This is a genomic window from Burkholderia cenocepacia, assembly GCF_900446215.1.
GTDB classification, from domain to species: Bacteria; Pseudomonadota; Gammaproteobacteria; order Burkholderiales; family Burkholderiaceae; genus Burkholderia; species Burkholderia cenocepacia.
In genome coordinates, this window is record NZ_UAQZ01000012.1 from 361607 (window position 1) to 387744 (window position 26138).

Here is a 26138-nt window from a genome sequence, read left to right on the forward strand (position 1 = left end):
TCGGGCTTTTTTCGTCAGGCGGCGGCGCTTACGCGATCCGCTTCGCGAGTTCGACGGCCTTGCCGATGTACGACGCCGGCGTCATCGCGAGCAGGCGCTCCTTCGCATCCTGCGGGATCGCCAGCGTGCCGACGAATTCCTGCAGCGCCTCGCGCGTGATGCCCTTGCCGCGCGTCAGTTCCTTCAGCTGCTCGTACGGGTTCTCGATGCCGTAGCGGCGCATCACCGTCTGCACCGGCTCGGCGAGCACTTCCCAACAGTTGTCGAGATCTTCGTTCAGGCGCTGCGGGTTCACTTCGAGCTTGTCGAGGCCGCGGATCAGCGAGTCGTACGCGAGCAGCGAGTAGCCGAGCGCGACGCCCATGTTGCGCAGCACCGTCGAGTCGGTCAGGTCGCGCTGCCAGCGCGACACCGGCAGCTTGTCGGCGAGGTGGCGCAGCGTCGCGTTCGCGAGGCCGAGGTTGCCTTCCGAGTTCTCGAAGTCGATCGGGTTGACCTTGTGCGGCATCGTCGACGAGCCGATTTCGCCGGCTTTCGTCTTCTGCTTGAAGTAGCCGACCGAGATGTAGCCCCACACGTCGCGGTCGAGGTCGAGCAGGATCGTGTTCGCGCGGGCGACCGCGTCGAACAGTTCGGCCATGTAGTCGTGCGGCTCGATCTGGATCGTGTACGGGTTGAACGTGAGCTTCAGGCGGTTTTCGATCACGTCGCGCGAGAACGCTTCCCAGTCGAATTCCGGATACGCGGACAGGTGCGCGTTGAAGTTGCCGACCGCGCCGTTCATCTTGCCGAGGATCTCGACCTTCTCGATGCGCGTGATCGCGCGGGCGAGGCGGGCCGCGACGTTCGCGAGTTCCTTGCCGAGCGTCGTCGGGCTGGCCGGCTGGCCGTGCGTGCGCGACAGCATCGGCTGTTCGGCGTGGGCGTGCGCGAGCGCGACGAGGCGCTGGTAGACCGTGCGCAGCGCCGGCAGGATCACGTGTTCGCGCGCGCCGGCGAGCATCATCCCGTGCGACGTGTTGTTGATGTCCTCGGACGTGCACGCGAAGTGGATGAATTCGCTCGCCTTCTCGAGTTCGGCCTGGCCCTTCACCGATTCCTTCAGCCAGTATTCGACGGCCTTCACGTCGTGGTTCGTCACGCGCTCGATTTCCTTGATGCGCGCGGCGTCGTGCGCGGTGAAGCGCTCGGCGAGCTGCAGCAGGAACTGTTCCGACGCATCGGAGAAGCGCGGGACTTCCGCGAAGCCGGCGCGCGACAGCGCGATCAGCCAGTGCACCTCGACGGTGACGCGGTGGCGCATGAAAGCGGCTTCGGAGAGCCAGTCGCGCAGCGCTTCGGTCTTGCTGGCGTAGCGGCCGTCGATGGGCGAGAGCGCGGTGAGGGCGAAAAGCGTATCGGGACGAGTGTCGGACATGATCGGGCGGGCCTTGGGGCCGGGTCGAGCGAGGGGAAGGAGAATCCGGCATTTTACCATTGGCGCGGGCCGATCCCGGCCGAACCGGTCCGGCCGCGGTGGCCGCGGGCGCGCGACGCCCGGGCGGCGGCGCAGCGACGCGCGAATGGCCGGCCGGCGGGCGCCCGCGCCGGCTCGCCGGGCCGCGCTCGACACCGCCGGCCGGGTCCGGCCGCCGGTAGAATGCAGGCTTCTTCCCGACCGCCGCCCGCCGCGCCCGCCTGCATGGAACTGAAATGGCTCGAAGACTTCGTCTCCCTCGCGGAAACGCGCAGCTTTAGCCGGTCCGCCGAGCTGCGGCACGTGTCGCAGCCGGCGTTTTCGCGGCGTATCCAGGCGCTCGAGGCGTGGCTCGCGACCGAGCTGATCGATCGGTCGGTCTATCCGACGCGGCTCACGCAGGCCGGACAGATCTTCTACGAGCAGGCGCTGACGATGCTGTCGCAGGCGCACGAGGCGCGCACGCTGCTGCGTGGCCACGTCGGCGCGCCGGTGCCGACGATCGAATTCGCGGTGCCGCACACGCTGTCGCTCACGTATTTCCCGCGCTGGCTGCAGCGGATCGAGGCGAAGATGGGCCAGGTCCACACGCGGCTGCGCGCGCTGAACGTGCACGACGCGGTGCTGTCGCTCGTCGAGGGCGGCTGCGATCTCGTGATGGGCTACCACCACCCGAGCCACCCGGTCGCGCTCGACCCGGCGCGCTACGACATGCTGATCCTCGGCAGCGAGCCGATCAGCCCGTTCTCGGCGCCCGGCCGCGCGGGCCGGCCGCGCCATACGCTGCCGGGCGCGGCCGACGCGCGCGTGCCGTACCTGTCGTATACGCCGAACGCGTATCTCGGCCGGATGACCGAAGTCATCATCGCGAATGCGCCGACCCGGCTGTTCCTCGATCGCGTGTACGAAACCGACATGGCCGAAGGGCTGAAGGCGATGGCGCTCGCGGGGCACGGCGTCGCGTTCCTGCCGCACAGCGCGGTCGACGATGCGGTCGCGGGCGGCCGGCTGATCCGGCTCGACCGGTCGGCGCGCGGCGCGCATCCGTTCACGCTGACGATGGAGATCCGGCTGTACTGCGACAAGCTCGCGCTGCAGGGCGACGAGCCGCGGCAGAAACTGGTGCGCGCACTGTGGGACGTCGTGCGTGACGAACTGCGCGACACAGCCGGCGACACGGCAGATTAACCGCCGGCGGTTAATCCGGCCAACCGGGCCCGGCCGGCCGACGGCGGCCTTGCGGCGCCTGTCGGACGGCGGTCCGGCGGGCGGCACGCATCCACGCCATCCGATTTTTCGCGAACGCGATGCACGGCCGATCGCGGCCGTTCTTGCGCAAATCGACCGCGGATTTGCGAAAAATCGCGATCATGCAAGAAACGCATAATCGAATAAACAAACGGCATTGGATAAAAAAAACCGGTTTTTCGACAATGTGCGCAATCCGTTGAACGTTGGAGCATCCATGTCTTCGCAACAGCAGTCCATCCCGTCCTACCTGCACGCCGACGATCTCGGCCCGTGGGGCAACTACCTTCAGCAGGTCGATCGCGTCGCGCCGTACCTCGGTTCGCTGTCGCGCTGGCTCGAAACGCTGAAGCGCCCGAAGCGCATCCTGATCGTCGACTGCCCGATCGAGCTCGACAACGGCACCGTCGCGCACTTCGAAGGCTATCGCGTGCAGCACAACGTGTCGCGCGGCCCGGGCAAGGGCGGCGTGCGCTACCACCAGGACGTGACGCTGTCGGAAGTGATGGCGCTGTCGGCATGGATGTCGGTGAAGAACGCGGCCGTGAACGTGCCGTACGGCGGTGCGAAGGGCGGCATCCGCGTCGACCCGCGCAAGCTGTCGCGTGGTGAGCTCGAGCGCGTGACGCGCCGCTACACCAGCGAAATCGGCATCATCATCGGGCCGAACACCGACATTCCGGCACCGGACGTCAACACCAACGAACAGGTGATGGCGTGGATGATGGACACGTACTCGATGAACCAGGGCCAGACGTCGACCGGCGTCGTGACCGGCAAGCCGATCTCGCTCGGCGGTTCGCTCGGCCGCAAGGAAGCCACGGGCCGCGGCGTGTTCGTCGTCGGCTCGGAAGCGGCGAAGAAGAAGGGCCTCGAGATCGAAGGCGCGCGCATCGCGGTGCAGGGCTTCGGCAACGTCGGCGGCATCGCGGCGAAGCTGTTCCAGGAAGCGGGTGCGAAGGTGATCGCGGTGCAGGATCACACGGGCACGATCTACCAGCCGGCCGGCCTCGATTCGAACAAGCTGCTCGACCACGTCGCACGCACGGGCGGCGTCGCGGGCTTCGAAGGCGCCGAGCCGATGCCGAACGACGAGTTCTGGACGGTCGAGACCGACATCCTGATCCCGGCGGCACTGGAAAACCAGATCACCGAGAAGAACGCAGCGAAGATCCGCACGAAGATCATCGTCGAAGGCGCGAACGGCCCGACGACGACGGCGGCGGACGACATCCTGAGCGCGAACGGCGTGCTGGTGATCCCCGACGTGATCGCGAACGCGGGCGGCGTGACCGTGTCGTACTTCGAGTGGGTGCAGGATTTCTCGAGCTTCTTCTGGACGGAAGACGAGATCAACCATCGTCTCGAGCGCGTGATGCGCGAAGCGTTCGCCGGCGTGTGGGCGGTCGCGGAAGAGCACAAGGTGACGGTGCGTACGGCGGCGTTCATCGTCGCGTGCAAGCGCATCCTGATGGCGCGCGAAATGCGCGGCCTCTACCCCTGATCGGGCGTCCCTGACCGGGCGTCCCTAACCGGGCGTCCCTGATCGTCGACTATGATCGATTCATGACGCAATCCACCCGATTGCGGATATGAACCCTCGCGGGCGGTGCCGGATCCGGCATCGCCCGCGCGCGCATTCGGAGCGCCCGAAGTCTGGAGGAAGGCTTCGCACAGGGCGATTCGTAGTGCGGTAAACAACCAGTACTTTCAAAAATATTACTTTGATACACTGGCGCGGGTTTTAGCCAAGGAGATGACCAAAATGAAATTCCACAAGGCAGTCCTGACGGTCGCGGCGCTTTGCGCGTTCGCAAGCGGCGCGCATGCTCAGGAGACGGGCACGCTGAAGAAGATCAAGGACACGGGCGTGATCGCGCTGGGCCACCGCGAATCGTCGATTCCGTTCTCCTATTACGACCAGAACCAGCAGGTGGTCGGCTATTCGCGCGAGTTCCAGCTGAAGGTGGTCGACGCGGTGAAGAAGAAGCTGAACCTGCCGAACCTGCAGGTGAAGAACATCCCCGTCACGTCGCAGAACCGTATTCCGCTGGTGCAGAACGGCACGGTCGACATCGAGTGCGGCTCGACGACCAACAACCTCGAGCGCCAGCAGCAGGCTGCGTTCTCCGACACGATCTTCGTGATCGGCACGCGCCTGATGACGAAGAAGGATTCGGGCGTCAAGGATTTCGCCGACCTGAAGGGCAAGACGGTCGTGACGACGGCCGGCACGACGTCGGAGCGCCTGCTGCGCAAGATGAACAACGACAAGCAGCTCGGCATGAACATCATCAGCGCGAAGGATCACGGCGATTCGTTCAACACGCTGGAATCGGGCCGCGCGGTCGCATTCATGATGGATGACGCGCTGCTCGCGGGCGAGCGCGCGAAGGCGAAGCAGCCGGGCGAATGGGTGATCGTCGGCACGCCGCAATCGGAAGAGGCTTACGGCTGCATGATGCGCAAGGGCGACGCCGACTTCAAGAAGGTCGTCGACGACGCGATCTCGCAAGTCGAGAAGTCGGGCGAAGCCGCGAAGATCTACGCGAAGTGGTTCGAGAACCCGATCCCGCCGAAGGGGCTGAACCTGAACTTCCCGCTGTCCGATTCGATGAAGAAGCTGTACGCGAACCCGAACGACAAGGCGCTCGACTGACCACACGGCCGTTGATGCAGAAATGACGCTACTGAAACGGAAGAGGCGCTGCTTCTTCCGTTTCTTTTTGCTGGAGTCTTGCCCATGTCTTACCACTGGAACTGGGGCATCTTTCTGAGCCCCGTGTCGACCGGCGAGCCGACGACTTATTTCGGATGGCTGATGTCCGGCTTCTGGGTGACGATCGAAGTGTCGCTCGTCGCCTGGGTCATCGCGCTGATCGTCGGGTCGCTGTTCGGCGTGCTGCGCACCGTGCCGAACAAATGGCTGTCCGCGATCGGTACCGTGTACGTGTCGATCTTCCGGAACATTCCGCTGATCGTGCAGTTCTTCGTCTGGTATCTCGTGATACCCGAGTTGCTGCCTGCGTCGATCGGCACCTGGATCAAGCAGTTGCCGCCGACCACGCAGTTCTTTACCGCGTCGATCGTCTGTCTCGGCCTGTTCACGGGCGCGCGCGTGTGCGAACAGGTGCGTTCGGGGATCAACGCGCTGCCGAAGGGCCAGCGCGCGGCCGGCCTCGCGATGGGTTTCACGCAATGGCAGACGTATCGCTACGTGCTGCTGCCCGTGGCATACCGGATCATCGTGCCGCCGCTCACGTCGGAATTCCTGAACATCTTCAAGAATTCCGCCGTCGCGTCGACGATCGGTCTGCTCGACCTGTCCGCGCAGGCGCGCCAGCTCGTCGACTACACCGCGCAGACCTACGAGTCGTTCATCGCGGTCACGCTCGCCTACGTGCTGATCAACCTCGTCGTGATGGCGTTCATGCGCTGGATCGAAGGCCGTACGCGGCTGCCCGGCTATATCGGAGGCAAGTGATGCATCAGTTCGACTGGAGTAGTATTCCCGGCGCGCTGCCGACGCTGTGGTCGGGGGCGGTCGTCACGTTCAAGATCACGCTGATCGCGATCGTGGTCGGGATCGTCTGGGGCACGCTGCTGGCGCTGCTGCGGCTGTCCGGCGTCAAGCCGCTCGCATGGTTCGCGAAGGCGTACGTGACGGTGTTCCGCTCGATCCCGCTCGTGATGGTGCTGCTGTGGTTCTTCCTGATCGTGCCGCAGGTGCTGCAGGGCGTGCTCGGGCTGTCGCCGACGATCGACATCCGCCTTGCCTCGGCGATGGTCGCGTTCTCGTTGTTCGAAGCCGCGTATTATTCCGAGATCATCCGCGCCGGCATCCAGGCGGTGCCGCGCGGGCAGGTGAATGCCGCGTTCGCGCTCGGCATGAACTACGCGCAGGCGATGCGCCTCGTGATCCTGCCGCAGGCGTTCCGCGCGATGGTGCCGCTGCTACTCACGCAGGCGATCGTCCTGTTCCAGGATACGTCGCTCGTGTACGTGATCAGTCTCGCGGACTTCTTCCGCACGGCCGCCAACATCGGCGATCGCGACGGCACGACCGTCGAGATGGTCCTGTTCGCCGGCGCATGCTATTTCGTGATTTGCTCGTTGGCGTCTGCTCTCGTCAAGGGTCTCCAGAAAAAGGTCACAAGATGATTTCCATCAAGAACGTTTCGAAGTGGTACGGCCAGTTTCAGGTCCTCACCGAATGCACGACCGAGGTCAAGAAAGGCGAGGTGGTCGTCGTGTGCGGGCCGTCGGGCTCGGGCAAGTCGACGCTGATCAAGACCGTGAACGGCCTGGAGCCGTTCCAGCAGGGCGAGATCCTCGTGAACGGCCAGTCGGTCGGCGACAAGAAGACGAACCTGTCGAAGCTGCGCTCGAAGGTCGGGATGGTGTTCCAGCATTTCGAGCTGTTCCCGCACCTGTCGATCACCGAGAACCTGACGCTCGCGCAGATCAAGGTGCTCGGCCGCGGCAAGGACGAAGCGGCGGAGAAGGGCATGAAGCTGCTCGATCGCGTCGGCCTGAAGGCGCATGCGCACAAGTATCCGGGCCAGTTGTCGGGCGGCCAGCAGCAGCGTGTCGCGATCGCGCGCGCTGTCGATGGACCCGATCGCGATGCTGTTCGACGAGCCGACGTCCGCGCTCGATCCCGAGATGATCAACGAAGTGCTCGACGTGATGGTCGAACTCGCGCAGGAAGGGATGACGATGATGGTCGTCACGCACGAGATGGGCTTCGCGAAGAAGGTCGCGCATCGCGTGATCTTCATGGACAAGGGCGCGATCGTCGAGGACGACCGCAAGGATGATTTCTTCTCGAATCCGAAATCGGAACGCGCGAAGGACTTCCTCGCGAAGATCCTGCACTGATGAGCGTTCGCGCGTTTTGGCGCGCGACCATGCGAAAACCGCCCGGCAGGCAGCCGGGCGGTTTTTTTTCGTCCGCCGCCGGGCGTTACCAGCTGTACCGGTAGCCGACCTGCCCGACGATCCCGCGCCGGTAGTCACCGCCGATGTTGCGCGCGATCTTCGCGTTCGCGTACAGCTCGCCCGACTTGCCGAAGCCGGCGGTCACGCCGACGCCGAGCTCGTACCAGGTGCGCCCGAGATGCGTGGCGAACGGCGTGCCGCCGACGACGGTCTGCCCCGGCGACAGGAAGTCGTGCAGCACGTCGGCCGTGAAGTACGGCGTCGCGGCGCCGCCGCCCGCGTCCGACTGGAGGTTCGGCCGGAAGATGCGCACGCCGACGCGGCCGCGCAGCGCATTCGTCGTCGTGCCCGATACGGCCGACACGTTGTCGTTGAACCCGTTCAGCTTCAGGTATTGATACATCAGCTGCGCCTGCGGCTCGATCGCAACGGGGAACGTGCCGATCGCGAACGGCTTGCCGACTTCCTGCGACAGCGCGACGCCGAAGCCGTTCTGCGACGCTTCGTTGCCGTAGCTGTCGCGATAGCGGTTGCCGTAGTGCGTGACCTGCCCGACGCTGTCGAAGTAGGTGCCGTCGGACAGGTAGCGGGTCCAGTAGCCGCCGACGCTCTGTGCATGCATCTCGACCGAGCCCGTCGACGTCGACAGGTTCGGCGAGCCGGCGCGCGCCATGTCGCTGAAGCTCGCGTTCGACACGCCGATGCTGGCCGTCACGCCCGCATGCGTGCTGCCGGCGCCGCCCGGTGCCTGGTCGAGCGTCCAGTCCTTGCCGAACTGCGCGAAGAACGTGCGTTCGTCGGCCGAGAAGCGACCCGCGTTCGCATCGAGACTCTGGCCGCCGATGCGCCCCCACACGCCGTCGCGATTGCCGGGCTGTTGCTTCTCGACGTTGTAGAGGTCGCCGACGCGCTCGTGCAGCCTGCCGAGCGTCGAGAAGCCGTAGTCGGCGTTCAGCAGCGGCGTCATCGCGTAGCCGGAGACGCCCGGACGATACGCGAGCGCGCCGCCGTTGCCGTTGCCATTCCCGTTGCTGCCGCCGTCGCCGCCGCCGGACGGGTGGATCGGGTCGACCGGGTCGGTCGGGTCGAGCTGCGAACGCAGGTACCAGCCGTTCGCATCGCCTTGCCCGCCGCGATAGAGCCGGTATTCGTACGCGCCGGCCTGTACCGGGCCGGCGAGATGGAACGCCGACGCGGTGGTCGTGCCGCCGTTGGCCGTGACGACCACGGCAATCCCGTCGCCGGTCGTCTGCGCGCCGGCGCCGGCCGTGTTGGCGATCTTCAGGCCGGTCGTGCCGGTCGCCGCGCCGCCGTTCACGATCAGCCGGTCGGTCGGCGATGCGTCGGCGCCGAGATACGTGTTCAGCGCGATCGTGCCGCCGTTGCCGACGTAGCCGCCGGTCGTCAGCGTCTTGTAGCTGCCCGTCAGCGTCGGCGAGCCGGTCGGCGCGGCGAACGCGACGAGGCCCGCGTTGGTCAGGCTGCTCAGCACCGAGCTGCCCGTCATGCGCCACGTGCTCGTGCCGTCGACGGTCAGCGCGACCGGGTCGATCTTGCCGGTCAGCGTGGTGCCGTTCGCGAGGAACACGTTGCCGGTGCTCGACGCGTCCGACACGATGTCGCCCGCGAGGTTGACCGCCGATGCGCTGAACGTGACGTTGCTGCCGTTCGCGAGATTCAGCAGCGTGCCGTTGCCGGCCGTCACGACCGTGCCGTTGCGCACCGCGATGTCGGCCGTGCCGCCGCGCGCGGCGAAGGCCGGCCCGGTGGCGGACGTCACGCTGCCGCCGTCGATGAGCACCGAGCTGGTCGCGCCGTTCGCGAGCGTGTCCGACGTCAGCACGCCGGCCGTCGCGCCCGTGAGCGCCGTGCCGGTCAACGCGAGCACGCCGCCGCTGTTCGCGGTGGCGCCGCTGCCGGCCGCGCTGGCGAGCGACGAACCCGTATCGGCGATGCGGCCGCCGTTTTGCGCGACGATGCCGTCGGCCGCGTTGCCCGACGCGGTGACTTTCGCGCCCGACAGCAGGGCTGTCGCGCCACCGTCCATGATGATCGCATGCGCGTTCGCGCCGGTCGTCGCGATGGTCGTCCCGTTGGCCGTGAGCGTGGAGTCGGCGCCTGACACGGACACGCCGCGCGCATCGGCCCCCGCCGTGCGGACGACCGTGGCCGCATCGGTCGCGATACGCGCGCCGGCGCCGGTCGATGTGAGGCCGTCGGCGCCGTTGCCGGTCGTGGCGACCTGCGTGCCGGACAGCGCGATCGTTGCATTCGCACCGAGGTTGCGGACCCCGCTGCCCGAGCCGCCGACCGCGATCGACGTCGCGCCGGCCGCGATGCCGCCGCCCGTGACGGTCGAGTCGATCAGCACGCCGTCGGCGTTGCCGTTCGCGATGACGGTGCCGGCGCCCGACAACGCGACCGATGCGCCGGCCCCCGTCAGACGCACGCCCGCGACACCGTCGTCGGCTTCGATCGAACCCGCATTGGCGAGCGTGGCCGACGCACCCTGCACGAGCGCGCCGGTGCCGTTGGTCACGCGGATCGTCGACGCGTTGTTCACCGTGCCGAGCGTGCCGGCCACGACGCCCGTCGAGCCGGCGCCGGTCAGCAGCACCGTGCTGCGGTTCTCGAGCGTGCCGAGATTCTGCGCGATGAAGCCGGTCACGCCGGCGGTCGACGACGTGACGGCCGCGTGGTTGGTCAGCGTCGTCGCGACCGGCGCGCCGGCATTCGCGCCGGCGAGGTCGTGCGCCTGCCCGTCGACGACGCCCGCCGTCGCGCCGGCCGCGTTCAGGTTGATCGTCGCGCCGGCGTCGATCGTGCCCTTCGCGCCGCCTTCGACCGCGATCGCGATGCCGTTCGCGCCGTTGACGTCGTAGACCGCGTTGCCGGTCGACAGCGTGGTGCCGGCGTCGGTTGCGAGTACGCCGCGCGAGCGCTGGCCGTTGACGTCGGTCGTCAGCACGCCGGCCGTGGATGCACCCGTGTAGGCCGCGCCACCCGCGACGCGGAACAGCGTCGAATCGTCGGTGTCGACGCTCAGGTGCTGCGCGGCGACGTTGATTTTCGAGCCCGCGCCGTAGGCGTAGAAGCCGATCTGGTTGGTGCCGGACATGAAGGCCGGCACGGCGTTCGCGCCGACGTCGATCGTCGCGCCCGAACGCGCATGCACGCCGATCGCGCCCGCGCCCGTCAGGTTCAGCGCGCCGTCGAGCGTGGCCTTCGCGAGCGGCCCCTCGGCCCAGACGCCATAGTTGCGCGTGCCCGACGCAGGATCGAGGCCACCCGCCACGTTGATCGTGCCGGTCGACGTCGCGGCCGTCGCGTTCGTGCCGGTGCCGACGACCATGATGCCGATGCCGTTCACGCCATTCAGCGTGATCGTGCCCGTGTTGGTCACGGTCGCGGCGGTGTTGGCCGCCAGCATGCCGACGTTGGCGAGCGGCGTGCCGGCCGCGGCGCCGTTGACGACGATCGCGCCCGCGTTGGTCAGCGTGCCGGAAGTCGAGCCGATGCTCGCCAGCGCGGCGCCGTTCTGGGTCTGCGTGCCGATCACGATCGTGCCGAGATTGCTCGCGGTGCCCGACGCGCCGAGCAGGATGCCGTACGCGTGCGCGGCGAGCGCGACGTCGTTCGTGGCTTCGGGCGCGGCGACGTCGTACTGCGCGGCGCGGCCGAGATAGATCGTGCCGCCGGCTTCGTTCGTGAAGCTGCCGCCGGCGACGAGGCCGCCGATCACCTGGCTGTCCAGCGTCGTCGCGTTGACGCCGACGTTGATCGTGCCGGCGTTCGACGCGTGCGCGCCGTCCGTCGCGGCCACCGCGTAGTTCTGCAGGTCGAGCCGGTTGCGGGTGAGATCCCACGCGCCGACGTTCATCACGCCGTTGTTGACGAACGTGGTGCCCGCGCCGTTCGCATACACGCCGCTGCCTTCGACATACGTGCCGAGCCCGAAGTTGTCGGGCCGGGCGGTGCCCGTGTCGACGTTGTCGCCGGCCGTGTAGCCGGATGAGATCGTGCCGTTGTTGACGCCGCTCGCGCCGCTCAGCAGGCGCACCAGCGTGAAGTCGCCCGACAGGCGCCCGTCGTTGACGAAGTGCGCACCGTTCTCCGCGACGACCGCCGCGCTCGCGTCGATCGTGTTGGAGCCGCGGAAGTCGATCTGGCCGTCCTCGCCGATGTGCAGCGTCGCGTTTGCGCCCGTGCCGTGCATCGCGGACGGGTAGTTCCGGGGCAGCGCGTTCTTGTCGCCGGGCGACACGTTGTTCGCATACTCGAAGGTCTGCGGGGAGAGCGTCACGGCCTGGCCGAATGCGTTGTCGTAGGCGGTCTGCGAGCCGAGCGCGCCGTTGCGGACCGAACGCACGAGAAAGTCGTTGTACGCGGCGAGCGACGCGGCATCGGTGACGGTCCACGTGCTGCCGTCGAACGCGGTGAAGGTGCCCGCGTAGGTCGGCACGTCGAGCTGGATGCTGCCGACGGGGCCGCCGCTCGCGAGATAGTCGCCGGTGATGAACCAGATCTGGTTGCGCGAATTCCAGTTGATGACGCTCGGGACCGAGCCGGTGCCGTCCGCGTAGGTGAGATCGCTCTGCTTGGCCGCGATCGTCATCACGTTGCCGGTCGCCGCGGGCGCGTTCGCCGCGTTGCCGATCGAGACGTCGAGCGTGCCGCCCGAGCTTGCGACCGTGCCGATCCGCGTGTTCACGTACTGGTCGCCGTTCACGTCGTGGTACACCTGCACGACGGTCGAGCCGGCGTTCGACGACACGAACGCGGACGAGTCGTAGGTGGCGACGGACGTGCGACCGCCCGTGATCGAATCGGGGGTGCCGACGCTTTGCGTCTTGCCGCCGAGCGTGACCAACGGCTGATTCGAGTTGCCCGAAATGATGGACGTGTTGGCGAGCGGCATCGGCGTGTAGCCCATGTCGCCGGTCGCGCCCGTCCAGGCGCCCGTCAGGCCGACCCGGTCGCCGCCCGACACGGTCGTGGCGCCGACGAGGTCGTTGTTGACGGTCGGGTTGAAACTGTCGAGCACGCAGGTGCCGCCGCTCGCGATTGCGGCGCCGTTGCCGCAGGTCGACGCGTGTACGGTGCCGACCGACAGCGCGGCCAGGGCGGCGCCGAGCGCCGCGACGCGCAGTGGCGACCGGCGCGTGGCGTGACGCGTTGCCTCGTGCGCGGTGCGGCGACTTGCCCCCGATGCGCTGCCCGAGCGCTTGCCGCGCGCCCGGGTCGTTTCCGCCACCGCGACCCAGCAGCCGGCGGCCTCGCTCCATATCGATCGAAATGAGTGATTCACGACATACCCCTCTTTCTTCTTTTGACGTGGCATTCGCCGCCATTCGGCGAATTCGCATTCCGCGGTGGGGAAATAATCCGAAGGGGCGTGCGGCGGCTATGGCTGCGTGTCGCGCCAATCGTGTTTAGTTACACCGAGGATGGGCGGAGTCTACTGATTCGAATGGGCGTCGATTATCGATAAACTGGAAACTGTAATGATGCGAACCGTAGTGCGTGGTATTTTTGATTTGTGTGGGTAATCGAACCGAAAGCTATGATGGAGGCGGGTTTGGGCGGTGGGTGTGAGAATCCGGTAGGGTGACCGGAGTAGGTGGGATAGCGCACGGTTCCGGCAGGCGTGCGCGCGTTAAAATGCAGATCCGGGATTTTCGTTTTGATTGGTGATTATTTTGTTTGCTGCATCTTTTATTTATTTTCGCTTGTAATTTAATAAAATCAAGCGAGTGTTGTGTGGCATCGATTGATTGCGCCGGCTGGTGCTCAAAATGGAACCCGATTGCCCGGAGCCGAGCGATTTGCGCCGACGACGCGCGTCGTCGACAGTGCGGTATGACGCCTGCGCAGCCAGCGGTAAATGAGCAGAAAGCGGGCGCAGCCGATGCCGCGCCGGGCGTCAGAAATCGATCGCGTCGTCGGAATCGCCGTCGGCCGCGGTAGCGAGCGCTTCGCGAACCACCGCGCGCGGCGCGGACGCCGACGCGTCGAGTGACGGGTTGCGCAGCTTCTCGAGCACGCGCTCGGGCACCGGAATCTGCATCCGCGCGGCGACGTCGCCGCACTGGAACATGATCAGCTCGCCCGGCTCGAATGCGGTCCAGACTTCGTTGTCGGTGAGCGGCTGTGTCGCGATCACCGCGACGCGATCCTCGGGCGTCGTGTATTTGGCGAAGTCGATCGACAGGTCTTCGTCGACGAGATGCGCGGTCGAGAACGGCCAGCGCCGCACGAGGTAGTGCAGCCGCGTCGAGCAGTGCGCGAAGAGCGCCTGGCCGTTCGACATCAGGAAGTTGAACACGCCGTGATCGGTGATGCCGCGCGTCAGTTCGCCGACCCGCTCGAACAGCTCCGGCAGCGGCGGCTGCGCGCCGGGAAAGGCTTCGCGCAGCCCCTGCATCAGCACGCAGAACGCCTGTTCGCTGTCGGTCGTGCCGACCGGATGGTAGACGCTGCCGTCCATGTCCGGCGCGTAGTCCTGCAGGTCGCCGTTATGCGCGAAGATCCAGTGCCGGCCCCACAGTTCGCGCATGAAAGGATGGCTGTTCTCGAGCAGGATGTGCCCCTGCGTCGCCTTGCGGATGTGCGCGATCGTGTTCTTGGACTTGATCGGGTAGCGCTTCACCATTTCGGCGATCGGCGACGTGGCCGATGCCTGGTGATCGATGAAGAGGCGGCAGGCCTTGTCTTCGAAGAACGCGATGCCCCAGCCGTCGGCATGGTGATCGGTGAGCCCGCCCCGGGCCGCGAAACCTGTGAAGGAGAATGTGACGTCCGTCGGCGCGGCGCAGTTCATTCCTAGGAGTTGGCACATTTTACGTGGGGCGGCAGGCTGAAGCAGGGGGTAACGAACCGGGCGAACCCCGGTACAATGCGGCTTCTAGCATATCACCGAGCCCTGAGCGGTAAAAAGCGGATTCCGCTGGCCAAAGGCCCCGTGTTGCGGTTTGCCGTCAGTCGGCCCGCGCACGTGCGTTCCGGCCCCGCCGATGGCACGCCCGTTCCTCACGACGCCTCCTATGACTGCCTCGAACGCTTCTTCCCCGGCGACGCTTTCGCTCGCCCGTCCCGACGACTGGCACCTGCACCTGCGAGACGGCGACATGCTCGCCGCCGTGCTGCCGCACACCGCCCGCCAGTTCGGCCGCGCCATCGTCATGCCGAACCTGAAGCCGCCGGTCACGACCACCGCGCAGGCGCAGGCGTATCGCGAGCGCATCCTCGCCGCGCTGCCGGCCGGGATGACGTTCGAGCCGCTGATGACGCTGTACCTGACCGACAACACGCCGCCCGACGAAATCCGCCGCGCGCGCGAAAGCGGCTTCGTGCACGGCGTGAAGCTGTATCCGGCAGGCGCCACGACGAATTCCGACCATGGCGTCACCGATCTCGCGAAATGTGCGAAGACGCTCGAGGCGATGCAGGAAACCGGCATGCCGCTGCTCGTGCACGGCGAGGTGACCGATGCGTCGATCGACCTGTTCGACCGCGAGAAGGTGTTCATCGACCGCGTGATGACGCCGCTGCGCCGCGATTTCCCGGGCCTGAAGGTCGTGTTCGAACACATCACGACGAAGGACGCGGCCGACTACGTCCGCGATGCCGACGCGGCGCCCGGCCTGCTCGGCGCGACGATCACCGCGCATCACCTGCTGTACAACCGCAACGCGCTGTTCGTCGGCGGGATCCGCCCGCATTACTACTGCCTGCCGGTGCTGAAGCGCGAGACGCATCGCGTGGCGCTGGTCGAGGCCGCGACGTCGGGCAACCCGCGCTTCTTCCTCGGCACCGACAGCGCGCCGCACGCGCGCGACGCGAAGGAAACCGCGTGCGGTTGCGCGGGCTGCTACACGGCGCTGCACGCGCTCGAGCTGTACGCGGAAGCGTTCGACACGGCCGGCGCGCTCGACAAGCTGGAAGGGTTCGCGAGCTTCTTCGGCGCCGATTTCTACGGGCTGCCGCGCAGCGCCGAGACGGTCACGCTGCGCCGCGAGCCGTGGGAACTGCCGCGCGAGATCTTCGCGGGCGAGACGCCGGTCGTGCCGCTGCGCGGCGGCGAGACGATCGGCTGGAAACTGGCGTGAGCTGCGCGCCACCGCGCGAACCGGGCCCCGCGGCCGGTCGCGCGGCGGCGGATTTCGCGCGGATCGACTGGTCCGCGCCGTGGCTCGCGCCTTACGCGGAGCCGGGCCGCGCGTGGCAGGCGGCTGCCCGTGCGGGCGCGGCCGCGCTGCTCGATGCGTTGAACGGCGCGTTGGATCGCGTATCGCGAGGCGGCGATCGCGTCACCGGTCGCGGCAGGCCGCTGCGCTTCGTGCCGCAGGCCGAACTGCCGCCCGGCGTCGCGTACGAGACCCATATTGCCGACACCGGGCGGGTGCCGACCCGCCACCATCTTCACGACTTCTTCAATGCGCTCGTCTGGTTCGCGTACCCGCGCACCAAGGCCGCGTTGAACGCGCGCCAGGCCGCGGCGATCGACGCGGCGGGCGGCGTCGGCCCGGTGCGCGGCACGTTGCGCGATGCGCTCACGTTGTTCGACGAGAACGGCACGCTGTTCGTCACCGCCGACCACGCGCTCGCCGACGCGCTGCGCGGCTTCGACTGGCCGCGGCTGCTGGTGAGCTCGCGCGATGCGTGGGGCACGCGTTGCGAAGCGCGGCTCGTCGGCCATGCGCTGCTCGAACAGCTCGTCGTACCGTACAAGTCCTGCACCGCGCACGCCTGGATCGTCGAAGTGAGCGCCGACTATTTTTCATGGCCCGACGCGCGACGGATCGCGCATGTCGACGCGCACATCGCCGCCGAACTGGCGACGCGCGCGCTGACGAGCCGCGACTTCGCGCCGCTGCCGGTGCTCGGCGTGCCGGGCTGGTGCGCGGCGAACGCCGACGCCGCGTTCTACGACGATCCGGCCGTGTTTCGCCGCGGCCGCCGCTCGCGCGCTGCCGACGGCGGCGCGCAGTGCTAGAATGCGCGTCGCAAAGCAGGCCAGGCAGTCGCGGCCTCGCCGTCTTCGGGCGCGCGGGGGCGAGGAAAGTCCGGACTCCACAGGGCAGGGTGATGGCTAACGGCCATCCGTGGCGACACGCGGAACAGGGCAACAGAAAGCAAACCGCCGATGGCCCGGCGCAAGCCGGGATCAGGTAAGGGTGAAACGGTGCGGTAAGAGCGCACCGCGGCGACGGCGACGTTCGCCGGCACGGTAACCTCCACCCGGAGCAATTCCAAGTAGGCAGGCGCGCATTTTCGGATGCAGGACGGGGCCCCCGTCTCGTCTGCGGGTAGGAAGCTTGAGCGCGTCAGCAATGGCGCGCCTAGAGGAATGACTGCCACGCGTTGCGTGCTTCGGTGCGCGGCGTGCACAGAATCCGGCTTATCGGCCTGCTTTGCCGTTCGAATGCGAAAGGGCCGGCGTCTCCTTGCGGAGCGCCGGCCCTTTTTTCTTGCGCGCCGTGCGGTCAGGCCGCGACGATGTCGAACGAATGCGTGAGTTCGGCCGTCTTCGCGATCATGATCGACGCGGAGCAGTACTTGTCGTGCGACAGGTTGATCGCGCGCTCGACCGTGGCCGGGTTCAGGTTGCGGCCCGTGACCGTGAAGTGGAAGTGCACCTTCGTGAACACCTTCGGATCTTCGCTCGCGCGCTCGGCCTTCAGCGTAACCGAGCAGCCGGTGACTTCCTGGCGGCTCTTCTTCAGGATCAGCACGACGTCATAGGCCGTGCAGCCGCCAGTGCCGAGCAGCACCATTTCCATCGGACGCGGCGCGAGGTTGTGGCCGCCGCCTTCCGGCGCGCCGTCCATCGTGACGAGGTGCCCGCTGCCGGTCTCGGCGGAAAACGCCATGCCGTCCTGGCCCATCCAGCTTACTTTGCATTCCATGCTTGCACTCCAGCGTTGCCTGATTCGGATTCGATCCGGCATTGTAGCCCGCGGTGCAACGATCGGCTGATGCGCTGCACGACGCGCCATGCCGGCGCCGCGCGAGCGGGGCGCCGGCCGATGATTTCCCTGCCGGATTTAGGGGTTTTGCTCTAGGCGAGGACGGTTTCAGGTCGCGTGTGAGGTGGTTATGTATATGATTTGAAAGAGAAAATTACCTTCCTCGGCTTGCCGATCGAAATCCCGCATCATGAGATTTGATTTCGCAATGCAAATTTTCTTGTGAAGTCGGCGGGGCATTCGTATAATGAGCCTCATTGGTTGTCGCGCTGCGGCAACCTCCGAATGTCTCCTCCACCCTCCTCCTAAGGTGGATTAAGCCCGAACCAGCCGTTCGGGCTTTTTTTCGTCCCATGCAAACATCGGCGCGCGGCTTGCGCGCGTCGGCACCGTTACGCCGGCTGGCGCGCAGCCGGCTGCGAGGTCGCGTCGGGCGGCGTGCCGCGCGAGCCGGCATCGGGCGCCGGCGCATGGGCGGCCGATGCGTGGCCGTGGCCGCGCGCGCAGAAGTGGCGGACGCGTTCGCGCACCGCGCGCAGGCGCGCGATACGATCTTCGGCATGGGCGGTTCGGGCCTCGGCGATGCGCGCATCGAGCGCGTCGAGCTTGGCTTCGCAGCCGGAGCGGGCGGCGACGGCGGGCGCCGCGGCGGCCAGCAGGGCGGCCGCGACGAAGGGCGTAAGTCGTTGTTTCATCATGCTGGTTTGTTGTTTTTCGGGTTCGGCCGGTCTGGCGCGGCAAGGTCATGTGCCGCGCGTCGAGGGGTGCCGCCGCAGGCGCTCGGTTCGCCTGGCTTGTCGGGGCACGACCGAATTTTGGCCCATTTCGGCCGCCGCGGACACGGGACGTGGATTCTCTTTGACCACGCAACCGTATTTCCTTTATAATTCAGGGCTTTTCCGCATTCATGCCCACGGAAAAAGAACAGGGAGAGCCTGCACCGCGCCTCGAAGCGCACACAGACAAGCAGGAAGAACACATCGGGCAAAGCATTTTTTTTGGATCGATCATGAAGACGTTTTCCGCAAAAGCCCATGAGGTGACGCGCGAATGGTACGTGATTGACGCGACGGATAAGGTTCTCGGCCGTGTTGCCAGCGAAGTGGCACGCCGTCTGCGCGGCAAGCACAAGCCTGAGTTCACCCCGCACGTCGACACTGGTGATTTCATCATCATCATCAACGCGAGCAAGTTGAAGGTCACGGGCAACAAGACGCTGGACAAGAAGTACTACCGTCACTCGGGCTACCCGGGCGGTATCTATGAAACGACGTTCGGCAAGATGCAGGAACGCTTCCCGGGCCGCGCGCTCGAGAAGGCGGTCAAGGGCATGCTGCCGAAGGGCCCGCTCGGCTACGCGATGATCAAGAAGCTGAAGGTCTACGCAGAAGCGACGCATCCGCACTCGGCTCAACAGCCGAAGGCGCTCGAGATCTAAGGGGAGCCCACATGATCGGTAACTGGAACTACGGCACGGGCCGCCGCAAGAGCGCTGTCGCACGTGTCTTCATCAAGGCTGGCAAGGGCGACATCATCGTCAACGGCAAGCCCATCGCTGACTACTTCTCGCGCGAAACGTCGCTGATGATCGTGCGTCAACCGCTGGAACTCACGAACCACGGCCAGACGTTCGACATCAAGGTGAACGTCAACGGCGGCGGCGAAACGGGTCAGGCAGGCGCAGTGCGCCACGGCATCACCCGTGCACTGATCGACTACGATGCGACGCTCAAGCCGTCGCTGTCGAGCGCAGGCTTCGTCACGCGCGATGCGCGTGAAGTCGAGCGTAAGAAGGTCGGTCTGCGCAAGGCACGCCGCGCAAAGCAGTTCTCGAAGCGTTAATTCCGCTTCATGGCCTCGCCGCTTTCGGGTGGCGTCCGCCGGAAAAACCGCCAGCTTTCACGCTGGCGGTTTTTTTATGCGCGCTGTTTCCCGCGCCCGGGCCGCTGCGGCGGCCGCTCGCGCGGGCACGCTTGATGAAATCGACAAGAACCTATTGATTTCATGGACTTCGGCACGATCTTCTGATCGGCCCTACAATAGCGGCTAAAGCTTTTTGGAGAGTTCGAATGAACGCTGTTACCGAAACCGCAGCAACGACGACCGATATGCCGCTGCCGTTCGTCTTCACCGACGCCGCGGCCGACAAGGTCAAGCAACTGATCGACGAAGAGGGCAATCCCGACCTGAAGCTGCGCGTGTTCGTGCAGGGTGGCGGCTGCTCCGGCTTCCAGTATGGCTTCACGTTCGACGAGGAAGTCAACGAGGACGACACCGTGATGAACAAGAACGGCGTCCAGCTCCTGATCGACTCGATGAGCTACCAGTACCTGGTCGGCGCCGAGATCGACTACAAGGACGACCTCAACGGCGCCCAGTTCGTGATCAAGAACCCGAACGCGACCACCACCTGCGGGTGCGGTTCGTCGTTCTCGGTCTGAGCGCGCGACAGATTCGCGCCGGTTCGCCGGAATGAAAAACGGGGCTTCATGCCCCGTTTTTTTATGCGCGCTCGCGCTGCAGCGCTCGCCGCGCGGCGGATATCGCGTCAGCGCGGATAGAGCGCGCCCAGCACGCGGTTGCCGGCTGCGCCGGTGACCGTCGCGAGATTGCCGGGCTGGCGCGCGGTGAAGCGGTACGCGAGCCACGCGAACGCGAGCGCTTCGACCTGCTGCGGTGGCACGCCGAGCGCGGCCGTCGTATCGACGGTGGCCGGCACGCCGGCTTCACGCAGCGCGTGCCGGAGTGCGTCGAGCAGCACCGGATTGCGTGCGCCGCCGCCGCATACGAACACGGCCTTGCAGCCGGGTGCGTGCTGCGCGACTTCGCGCGCCACCGACACGGCGGTGAGCGCGGTGAGCGTCGCCTGCACGTCCTCCGGTGCGACCTGCGAGAACGCGGCGAGCTTCGCATCGAGCCACGCGGGATTGAACAGGTCGCGTCCGGTGCTTTTCGGCGGCGGCGCGGTGAAATACGGTTCGTCGAGCAGCGCAGCGAGCAGCGCCGCGTGGACGGTGCCGCGGGCGGCGAACTTGCCGCCGTCGTCGTACGGCTTGCCCAGATGGCGGGTCGCCCATGCGTCGATCAGCGCATTGGCGGGGCCGCAGTCGAAGCCGCGCACGTCGCCGCCCGCGCCGGGCAGGATCGTGATGTTGCTGATCCCGCCGAGATTGCAGACGACCCGCGTTTCGCCCGGTGCGCCGAACACCGTCGCATGGAACGCGGGCGCGAGCGGCGCGCCGTGACCGCCGGCGGCCACGTCACGGCTGCGGAAATCGGCGATCACGTCGACCTGCGTCAGTTCGGCGAGCAGCGCCGGATTGTTGAGCTGGCGCGTATAGCCGCGCTCGGGGCGATGGCGCACCGTCTGGCCGTGCACGCCGATCGCGCGGATCTCGTCGCGCGACAGGCCGGCCGTGCGCTGCAATTCATGACAGCACACCGCATAGCGCGTGACGAGCGCATTCGCCGCGAGCGATTCGCGGTCGATCTCGTTGTCGCCGGGCTGCTGCAGCGCGAACAGCGCGTCGCGCAGCGATTGCGCGAAGCCGACGAACGCTTCCGCGAGCACGACCGGCGCGCGGCCGGCCTCGAAACGCACGGCGACGCCGTCGACGCCGTCCATGCTGGTTCCCGACATCAGCCCGAAGTAGATGCCGTCTGCCGGATGGGCAGGCTGCGGCTGTCGTTGCGGCACGTTGGGTTCTCCTGGATCGTGCGGCGCGGGCCGGTGCCGCGCGCCTTGCGCCCGATTATCCGCGTAACGTGACGCGTCGTTAAGCGATGCGCGCGCAAGTTATGGGAAAATCCCTGTTTTTGCGACATTCTTCCTGGCACCGATGAGCACCGAACCCAGTTCCAAGCCCGTTTTCCCGATCACCGACGAAGTCCGGCATGCGCTCGCCGTCACGAAGCGCGGCGTCGACGAGCTGCTGATCGAGGAAGAGTTCGCGCAGAAGCTCGCGCGCAGCGCAGCCACGGGCACGCCGCTGCGCATCAAGCTCGGCCTCGATCCGACCGCACCGGACATCCACATCGGCCATACGGTCGTGCTGAACAAGATGCGCCAGCTGCAGGATCTCGGCCATACGGTGATCTTCCTGATCGGCGATTTCACGTCGCTGATCGGCGATCCGTCGGGTCGCAACGCGACGCGCCCGCCGCTCACGCGCGAGCAGATCGAATCGAACGCGAAGACCTACTTCGAGCAGGCCGCGCTCGTGCTCGATCGCGACAAGACCGAGATCCGCTACAACAGCGAATGGTCGATGCCGCTCGGCGCGGACGGGATGATCAAGCTCGCGTCGCGCTACACGGTCGCGCGGATCCTCGAGCGCGAGGATTTCACGAAGCGCTTCCAGGGCGGCGTGCCGATCTCGATCCACGAATTCCTGTACCCGCTGATGCAGGGCTACGATTCGGTCGCGCTGAACGCCGATCTCGAACTCGGCGGCACCGACCAGAAGTTCAACCTGCTGGTCGGCCGCGAACTGCAGAAGCAGTACGGCCAGGAACAGCAGTGCATCCTGACGATGCCGCTGCTCGAAGGCCTCGACGGCGTCGAGAAGATGTCGAAGTCGAAGGGCAACTACGTCGGCATCAGCGAGAAGCCGACCGACATGTTCGGCAAGCTGATGAGCATCTCGGACACGCTGATGTGGCGTTACTTCGAGCTGCTGTCGTTCCGCAGCCTCGACGAGATCGCCGGCTTCAAGCGCGAGGCCGAAGGCGGCCGCAACCCGCGCGATTTCAAGGTGCTGCTCGCGCAGGAAATCGTCGCGCGGTTCCACTCGCAGCCCGACGCCGAGCGCGCGCTCGAGGACTTCAACCACCGCGCGAAGGGCGGCGTGCCGGACGACATTCCGTCGGTCACGCTGGCCGGCGCGCCGCTGGCGATCGGGCAGTTGCTGAAGCAGGCGGGCCTCGTGCCGTCGACCAGCGAAGCGCTGCGCAACATCGAGCAGGGCGGCGTGAAGATCGACGGCGCGACCGTGTCGGACAAGGGCCTGAAGGTCGAGGCCGGCGAGTTCGTCGTGCAGGTCGGCAAGCGCCGCTTCGCACGCGTCACGCTGACCGCATGATCGCGCTGATCCAGCGTGTGACGCGCGCCGACGTGCGCGTCGGCGGCCGGACGACGGGCGAGATCGGCGCGGGCCTGCTCGCGCTGGTCTGCGCGGAGCGTGGCGATACCGAGGCCGCGGCCGACAAGCTGCTCGCGAAGCTGCTCGGCTACCGCGTGTTCAGCGACGCAGCCGGCAAGATGAACCTCCCGGTATCGAACATCGACGGCGAAGGCCGCGCGGGCGGGCTGCTGCTCGTGTCGCAGTTCACGCTGGCAGCCGATACCAACAGCGGACTGCGTCCGAGCTTCACGCCGGCCGCGCCGCCCGACGAAGGCGCGCGGCTGTTCGACTATTTCGTCGCCGCCGCGCGGGCGCGCCATCCCGTCGTCGAGACGGGCGAGTTCGGCGCCGACATGCAGGTGTCGCTCGTCAACGACGGCCCCGTGACGTTCTGGCTGCAAGTGCGGCCCTGATTCTTCCCCGGAGATTCGCCGCGATGGCCACCACGCAGATTCTTTTCATCCGCCATGGCGAGACGGCCTGGAACCGCATCAAGCGTATCCAGGGGCATATCGACATCCCGCTGGCCGACACCGGGCTCGAGCAGGCGCAGCGGCTGGCGGCGCGGCTCGCGAGAGAGGCGCGCGACGGCGCGCGGATCGACGCGGTGTATTCGAGCGACCTGATGCGCGCGCAACAGACCGCGCAACCGTTCGCCGATGCGCTCGGGTTGCCGCTGCTGCTGCGCGAAGGGTTGCGCGAGCGTTCGTACGGCGCATTCCAGGGGCACGACAGCACCGAGATCGAGGCGCTGTTTCCGGACGCGTATGCGGCCTGGCAGACGCGCGACCCGGGCTTCGCGCCGGAGGGCGGCGAGTCGCAGCGTGCGTTCTATCACCGCGTGCTGCATGCGCTCGAACCGATCGTCGCCGCGCATCCGGGCGGCCGCATCGCGTGCGTCGCGCACGGCGGCGTGCTCGATTGCGTGTATCGCTTCGCGAACGGGATCGAGCTGTCGGCGCCGCGTACCTATCAGCTGCTCAACACCAGCATCAACGTCGTCGATTACGTGGATGGTCGTGCGCAGGTCGTGCGGTGGGCCGACGTGTCGCATCTCGAAGCCGCGAGCGACGACGACGGGTACCGCAAGGTGCTTTGAGCGCGCCACCCCCGTCCGGCATGGCCGGCCCGGGGTGCCCTTTCTTCCTTTCGGTGTGATGCTTACTGCGGCAGCCCGTGACGCGTCTTGTAGTCGAGCGCGTACGCGATCTTGCCGGGCTTGTCGGCCGTGATCGGCTGGCGCAGCTTGTCGAATTCCCCCTTGCTGTATTTCTTCCCGCCGTTGATCGCATCGGCGCGCCCGAGGTCGGCGCCCGTCTTGCCGTCGATCACGGGGTCGGTGGCCGCGACCATCCGCGTCGATGCGTTCCAGACCGCATTCAGGTAGCCGGTGTCGGCCTTCGCCGGGTCGGGATCGGTCGTGCCGCCGCGCGTGAGGTCGTAGCTCGCCAGCGCGAACGTGCCGGGCTGCGCGCGCAGCCAGTCGGCCCAGTAGAACTCGAGGTAGTCGGTCGCTTGTGCGGGCTTGCTGTAGCCGATGTCGCGCGTGAAATAGACGAGCGAGCGGTAGCGGTCGTTCGTCATCCCGAGTGTCAGGCCGAGGCCGGTCGGCAGTTGCGCGGTCGTGATCGGCTTGCCTTCGCCGTTCTTCAGGCGCAGGTAGCCGCGGCTTTGCATCTGCTGCCAGAACGCGTCGCCCGAGTAGTCGCTGAGGTTGTCCTTGACGACGACGTGCACGTGCAGCGCCGGGCCGCCGTCGGGCGTTTCGTAATAGGTCGACAGGCCGTGGTGGCCGTCGGTCAGGTACAGCGCGTCGCCGTTCGGGCCGATCACGACGGGGTTCAGCACCGAGCGGTCGCGGGCGTTCGCGTCGGTCGTTGCGCACGTGTAGCTGGCCGGCTCGCGCAGCGACGATCGGGCCGTGTAGCCGCTTGATGCGACGCCGCCGAGGCCTTCATCCGCGCAGAAGTCGTCGAACTTCTTGTCGGGCTGCAGTTCGTAGCGGCCGAGCTTGTAGTAGATCTGGTCGTAGCCGATCGCACCCTGCGTCGGATGGAGATCGCCGAGCGTGACGTCGATCAGGTCGCCGGCGCGGGCCGCCTTCCACTTGCCCGGTGGCGGGGTGGTCGTGGCGGGCGGCGTGGGAGCCGGCGTCGTCGTGCCGCCGGATGGCGGTTGTGCGTCCGTGCGTGCGACGGCGACGACGTCGTCGCCGCCGCACGCGGCGAGGGCGAAGAGGGTGGACAGGCTGGCGGCAAGGGCGAAACGGATCGGCAGGCGTGGCATCGCGGGCATCGGGTGTCGGTAGCGGGTGGCGGGACACCGCGCGGGCCACGGGCGTGCGTGACAGGCAGGACGTGCGACCGTGCGCGGGTGCAAGCCCGTCAGCTTGTCACAGGTATTTGACGGTAAATTGAAATGATCCGAACAAGCGGATCGTCAGGCTGGCGGAGTGTCGTCGGACGGGGTGGCCGTCGCGCGGCGGCGCGCACGCTTTGACGCGCCGTTGACGAGCGCCCAGCGCAGCACGGGGGCGACCGCGCGGATGCCGGGCCGGACCACCGCGCGCCGCAACGGCGCGAACGTCGACACGCCGAGCATGCGCTGCGCCCACGGCGGCAGCAGGTCGATCCCGGCATGCATCACCAGCGACGCGGCAGGCCGCAGCGCGGGCTTCGCGACCGGCACGTTCAGCAGGATCGACATCACGTCGAAGGTACGCGGCCCGGCTTCGAGTTCGGGCAGCATGCGCGCGAGATAGGTTGCCACCTCGGCGCGTGAACGAGGAACCTCATTGGCGCCGAGCAACTCGGCGATCAGTGCCGTCTCCGCGTAGTAGCGGTCCTGCAGTTCGCCCGGCAGCGCCGGATTCACGTAACGCAGATGCGCGGCGAGGAAGCTCGACACTTCCGCGACGTGCACCCAGGTCAGCAACGCGGGATCGTCGGCGCGGTACGGCCGGCCATCCGGCGCGCTGCCCGTGACGCGCGCATGGATCGCTTTCACGCGCTCGATCAGCGCGAGCGCGTCCGCGCGGCTGCCGAACGTCGTCCCCGTGATGAACGTGGCGGTGCGCCGCAAGCGGCCGAAGATGTCGGTGCGGAACGACGAATGATCCCAGACGCCCGCGAGCGCGAGCGGGTGGAGCGCCTGCAGCAGCAACGCGGCGATGCCGCCCGTCATCATCGACGTGAAATCGGCATGCACGCGCCAGCAGACGGCGTCGGGGCCGAACAGCCCCGGGTCTCCGGGCGGAGAGGAGAGATCGATCGACGGGCCACCGCCGCCGGCCGTCAGGTGCGTGATGCCGGCCACGAGCCGCTTGCGGATCGGCTCGGCCCAGCGCGGGCCCGGCGCGGGCGCGGTGGGGTGGCGGCTGGGCGGCGTCGTCATGGCGGTGCG

General features: G+C 67.1%; 21 protein-coding genes, 1 other RNA gene and 1 pseudogene. 15 read left to right on the top strand and 8 right to left on the bottom strand.

Features of this window, described 5'->3' with window-relative positions:
- Positions 1 to 28: 28 nt before the first annotated feature.
- Positions 29 to 1417, bottom strand: coding sequence for an adenylosuccinate lyase (purB, locus tag DTA15_RS19070; protein WP_006483408.1), 1389 nt, complete (start codon positions 1415 to 1417; stop codon positions 29 to 31).
- Between the two features lie 264 nt (positions 1418 to 1681).
- Between purB and DTA15_RS19075 the strand changes: the two genes are divergently transcribed.
- The 6 genes and pseudogenes from DTA15_RS19075 (at position 1682) to DTA15_RS19100 (ending at position 7585) form a co-directional block, all read left to right on the top strand.
- Positions 1682 to 2644 carry a LysR substrate-binding domain-containing protein gene (locus DTA15_RS19075; RefSeq protein WP_006483851.1) on the top strand — a complete coding sequence of 321 codons (963 nt, stop codon included), beginning with the start codon at positions 1682 to 1684 and terminating at the stop codon, positions 2642 to 2644.
- Positions 2645 to 2921: 277 nt separating this feature from the next.
- Positions 2922 to 4208: a Glu/Leu/Phe/Val family dehydrogenase gene (locus DTA15_RS19080; protein ID WP_006483853.1), complete on the top strand. Its 1287-nt coding sequence runs from the start codon at positions 2922 to 2924 to the stop codon at positions 4206 to 4208.
- 261 nt (positions 4209 to 4469) lie between these two features.
- Entirely contained in the window at positions 4470 to 5363 is an 894-nt protein-coding gene (locus DTA15_RS19085; protein ID WP_006483860.1) for a glutamate/aspartate ABC transporter substrate-binding protein, read from the top strand.
- Positions 5364 to 5447: 84 nt separating this feature from the next.
- Positions 5448 to 6188: an amino acid ABC transporter permease gene (locus tag DTA15_RS19090; RefSeq protein ID WP_006483858.1), complete on the top strand. Its 741-nt coding sequence runs from the start codon at positions 5448 to 5450 to the stop codon at positions 6186 to 6188.
- Entirely contained in the window at positions 6188 to 6865 is a 678-nt protein-coding gene (gene gltK / locus DTA15_RS19095; RefSeq protein WP_006483854.1) for a glutamate/aspartate ABC transporter permease GltK, read from the top strand. The genes DTA15_RS19090 and gltK overlap by 1 nt, the downstream gene beginning before the upstream one ends.
- Positions 6862 to 7585, top strand: a pseudogene (locus tag DTA15_RS19100) (amino acid ABC transporter ATP-binding protein). Before gltK ends, DTA15_RS19100 begins: the two are co-directional and overlap by 4 nt.
- 85 nt (positions 7586 to 7670) lie before the next feature.
- Here DTA15_RS19100 and DTA15_RS19105 read toward each other — a convergent pair.
- Both DTA15_RS19105 and DTA15_RS19110 read right to left on the bottom strand, forming a co-directional pair.
- The gene (locus DTA15_RS19105) at positions 7671 to 12953 is read right to left on the bottom strand and encodes an autotransporter outer membrane beta-barrel domain-containing protein (RefSeq protein ID WP_012492959.1); all 5283 of its coding nucleotides are present in this window, start codon (positions 12951 to 12953) and stop codon (positions 7671 to 7673) included.
- A 615-nt stretch (positions 12954 to 13568) separates the two neighbouring features.
- Positions 13569 to 14483: a class II glutamine amidotransferase gene (locus tag DTA15_RS19110; protein ID WP_006483857.1), complete on the bottom strand. Its 915-nt coding sequence runs from the start codon at positions 14481 to 14483 to the stop codon at positions 13569 to 13571.
- A 205-nt stretch (positions 14484 to 14688) separates the two neighbouring features.
- Between DTA15_RS19110 and pyrC the strand changes: the two genes are divergently transcribed.
- The 3 genes from pyrC (at position 14689) to rnpB (ending at position 17064) form a co-directional block, all read left to right on the top strand.
- Entirely contained in the window at positions 14689 to 15753 is a 1065-nt protein-coding gene (gene pyrC / locus DTA15_RS19115; RefSeq protein ID WP_006492342.1) for a dihydroorotase, read from the top strand.
- Complete coding sequence (locus DTA15_RS19120; protein WP_012492958.1) at positions 15750 to 16640, top strand: DUF3025 domain-containing protein; 891 nt, start codon at positions 15750 to 15752, stop codon at positions 16638 to 16640. The genes pyrC and DTA15_RS19120 overlap by 4 nt, the downstream gene beginning before the upstream one ends.
- Before the next feature lie 12 nt (positions 16641 to 16652).
- An RNA gene (gene rnpB, locus DTA15_RS19125) (RNase P RNA component class A) lies at positions 16653 to 17064 on the top strand.
- Between the two features lie 66 nt (positions 17065 to 17130).
- Here rnpB and DTA15_RS19130 read toward each other — a convergent pair.
- Together DTA15_RS19130 and DTA15_RS19135 are read right to left on the bottom strand one after the other, a co-directional pair.
- Entirely contained in the window at positions 17131 to 17595 is a 465-nt protein-coding gene (locus tag DTA15_RS19130) for an OsmC family protein (protein WP_012492957.1), read from the bottom strand.
- Between the two features lie 410 nt (positions 17596 to 18005).
- Positions 18006 to 18311, bottom strand: coding sequence for a DUF1090 family protein (locus tag DTA15_RS19135; protein WP_012492956.1), 306 nt, complete (start codon positions 18309 to 18311; stop codon positions 18006 to 18008).
- A gap of 311 nt (positions 18312 to 18622) precedes the next feature.
- On the opposite strand from DTA15_RS19135, the gene rplM reads away from it, so the two are divergent.
- The 3 genes from rplM to erpA all read left to right on the top strand — a co-directional run bounded on the left by rplM (position 18623) and on the right by erpA (position 20054).
- Positions 18623 to 19051, top strand: a complete 429-nt coding sequence (gene rplM / locus DTA15_RS19140) for a 50S ribosomal protein L13 (RefSeq protein WP_009687896.1) — start codon at positions 18623 to 18625, stop codon at positions 19049 to 19051.
- Between the two features lie 11 nt (positions 19052 to 19062).
- Positions 19063 to 19455, top strand: a complete 393-nt coding sequence (gene rpsI / locus DTA15_RS19145; RefSeq protein WP_006476904.1) for a 30S ribosomal protein S9 — start codon at positions 19063 to 19065, stop codon at positions 19453 to 19455.
- Between the two features lie 227 nt (positions 19456 to 19682).
- Complete coding sequence (gene erpA / locus DTA15_RS19150; RefSeq protein WP_006476903.1) at positions 19683 to 20054, top strand: iron-sulfur cluster insertion protein ErpA; 372 nt, start codon at positions 19683 to 19685, stop codon at positions 20052 to 20054.
- 107 nt (positions 20055 to 20161) lie between these two features.
- Here erpA and DTA15_RS19155 read toward each other — a convergent pair whose 3' ends face one another.
- A complete protein-coding gene (locus DTA15_RS19155; RefSeq protein WP_006483425.1) occupies positions 20162 to 21310 on the bottom strand; it encodes an anhydro-N-acetylmuramic acid kinase in 1149 nt (382 codons plus the stop codon).
- Positions 21311 to 21452: 142 nt separating this feature from the next.
- Here DTA15_RS19155 and tyrS point away from each other — a divergent pair, with 142 nt between their 5' ends.
- The 3 genes from tyrS to DTA15_RS19170 are packed head-to-tail and all read left to right on the top strand — an operon-like array spanning position 21453 to position 23835.
- Entirely contained in the window at positions 21453 to 22694 is a 1242-nt protein-coding gene (gene tyrS, locus DTA15_RS19160) for a tyrosine--tRNA ligase (protein WP_006483424.1), read from the top strand.
- The gene (gene dtd / locus DTA15_RS19165) at positions 22691 to 23149 is read left to right on the top strand and encodes a D-aminoacyl-tRNA deacylase (RefSeq protein ID WP_006483442.1); all 459 of its coding nucleotides are present in this window, start codon (positions 22691 to 22693) and stop codon (positions 23147 to 23149) included. Before tyrS ends, dtd begins: the two co-directional genes overlap by 4 nt.
- A gap of 23 nt (positions 23150 to 23172) precedes the next feature.
- On the top strand, positions 23173 to 23835 hold the full coding sequence (locus tag DTA15_RS19170) for a histidine phosphatase family protein (RefSeq protein ID WP_006483446.1): 663 nt from the start codon (positions 23173 to 23175) through the stop codon (positions 23833 to 23835).
- A gap of 62 nt (positions 23836 to 23897) precedes the next feature.
- On the opposite strand, the gene DTA15_RS19175 is transcribed toward DTA15_RS19170, so the two are convergent.
- Together DTA15_RS19175 and DTA15_RS19180 are read right to left on the bottom strand one after the other, a co-directional pair.
- A complete protein-coding gene (locus DTA15_RS19175) occupies positions 23898 to 25022 on the bottom strand; it encodes a ParB/Srx family N-terminal domain-containing protein (RefSeq protein ID WP_034178361.1) in 1125 nt (374 codons plus the stop codon).
- 153 nt (positions 25023 to 25175) lie between these two features.
- Positions 25176 to 26129: an oxygenase MpaB family protein gene (locus DTA15_RS19180; RefSeq protein ID WP_006483448.1), complete on the bottom strand. Its 954-nt coding sequence runs from the start codon at positions 26127 to 26129 to the stop codon at positions 25176 to 25178.
- Between the last annotated feature and the right edge of the window lie 9 nt (positions 26130 to 26138).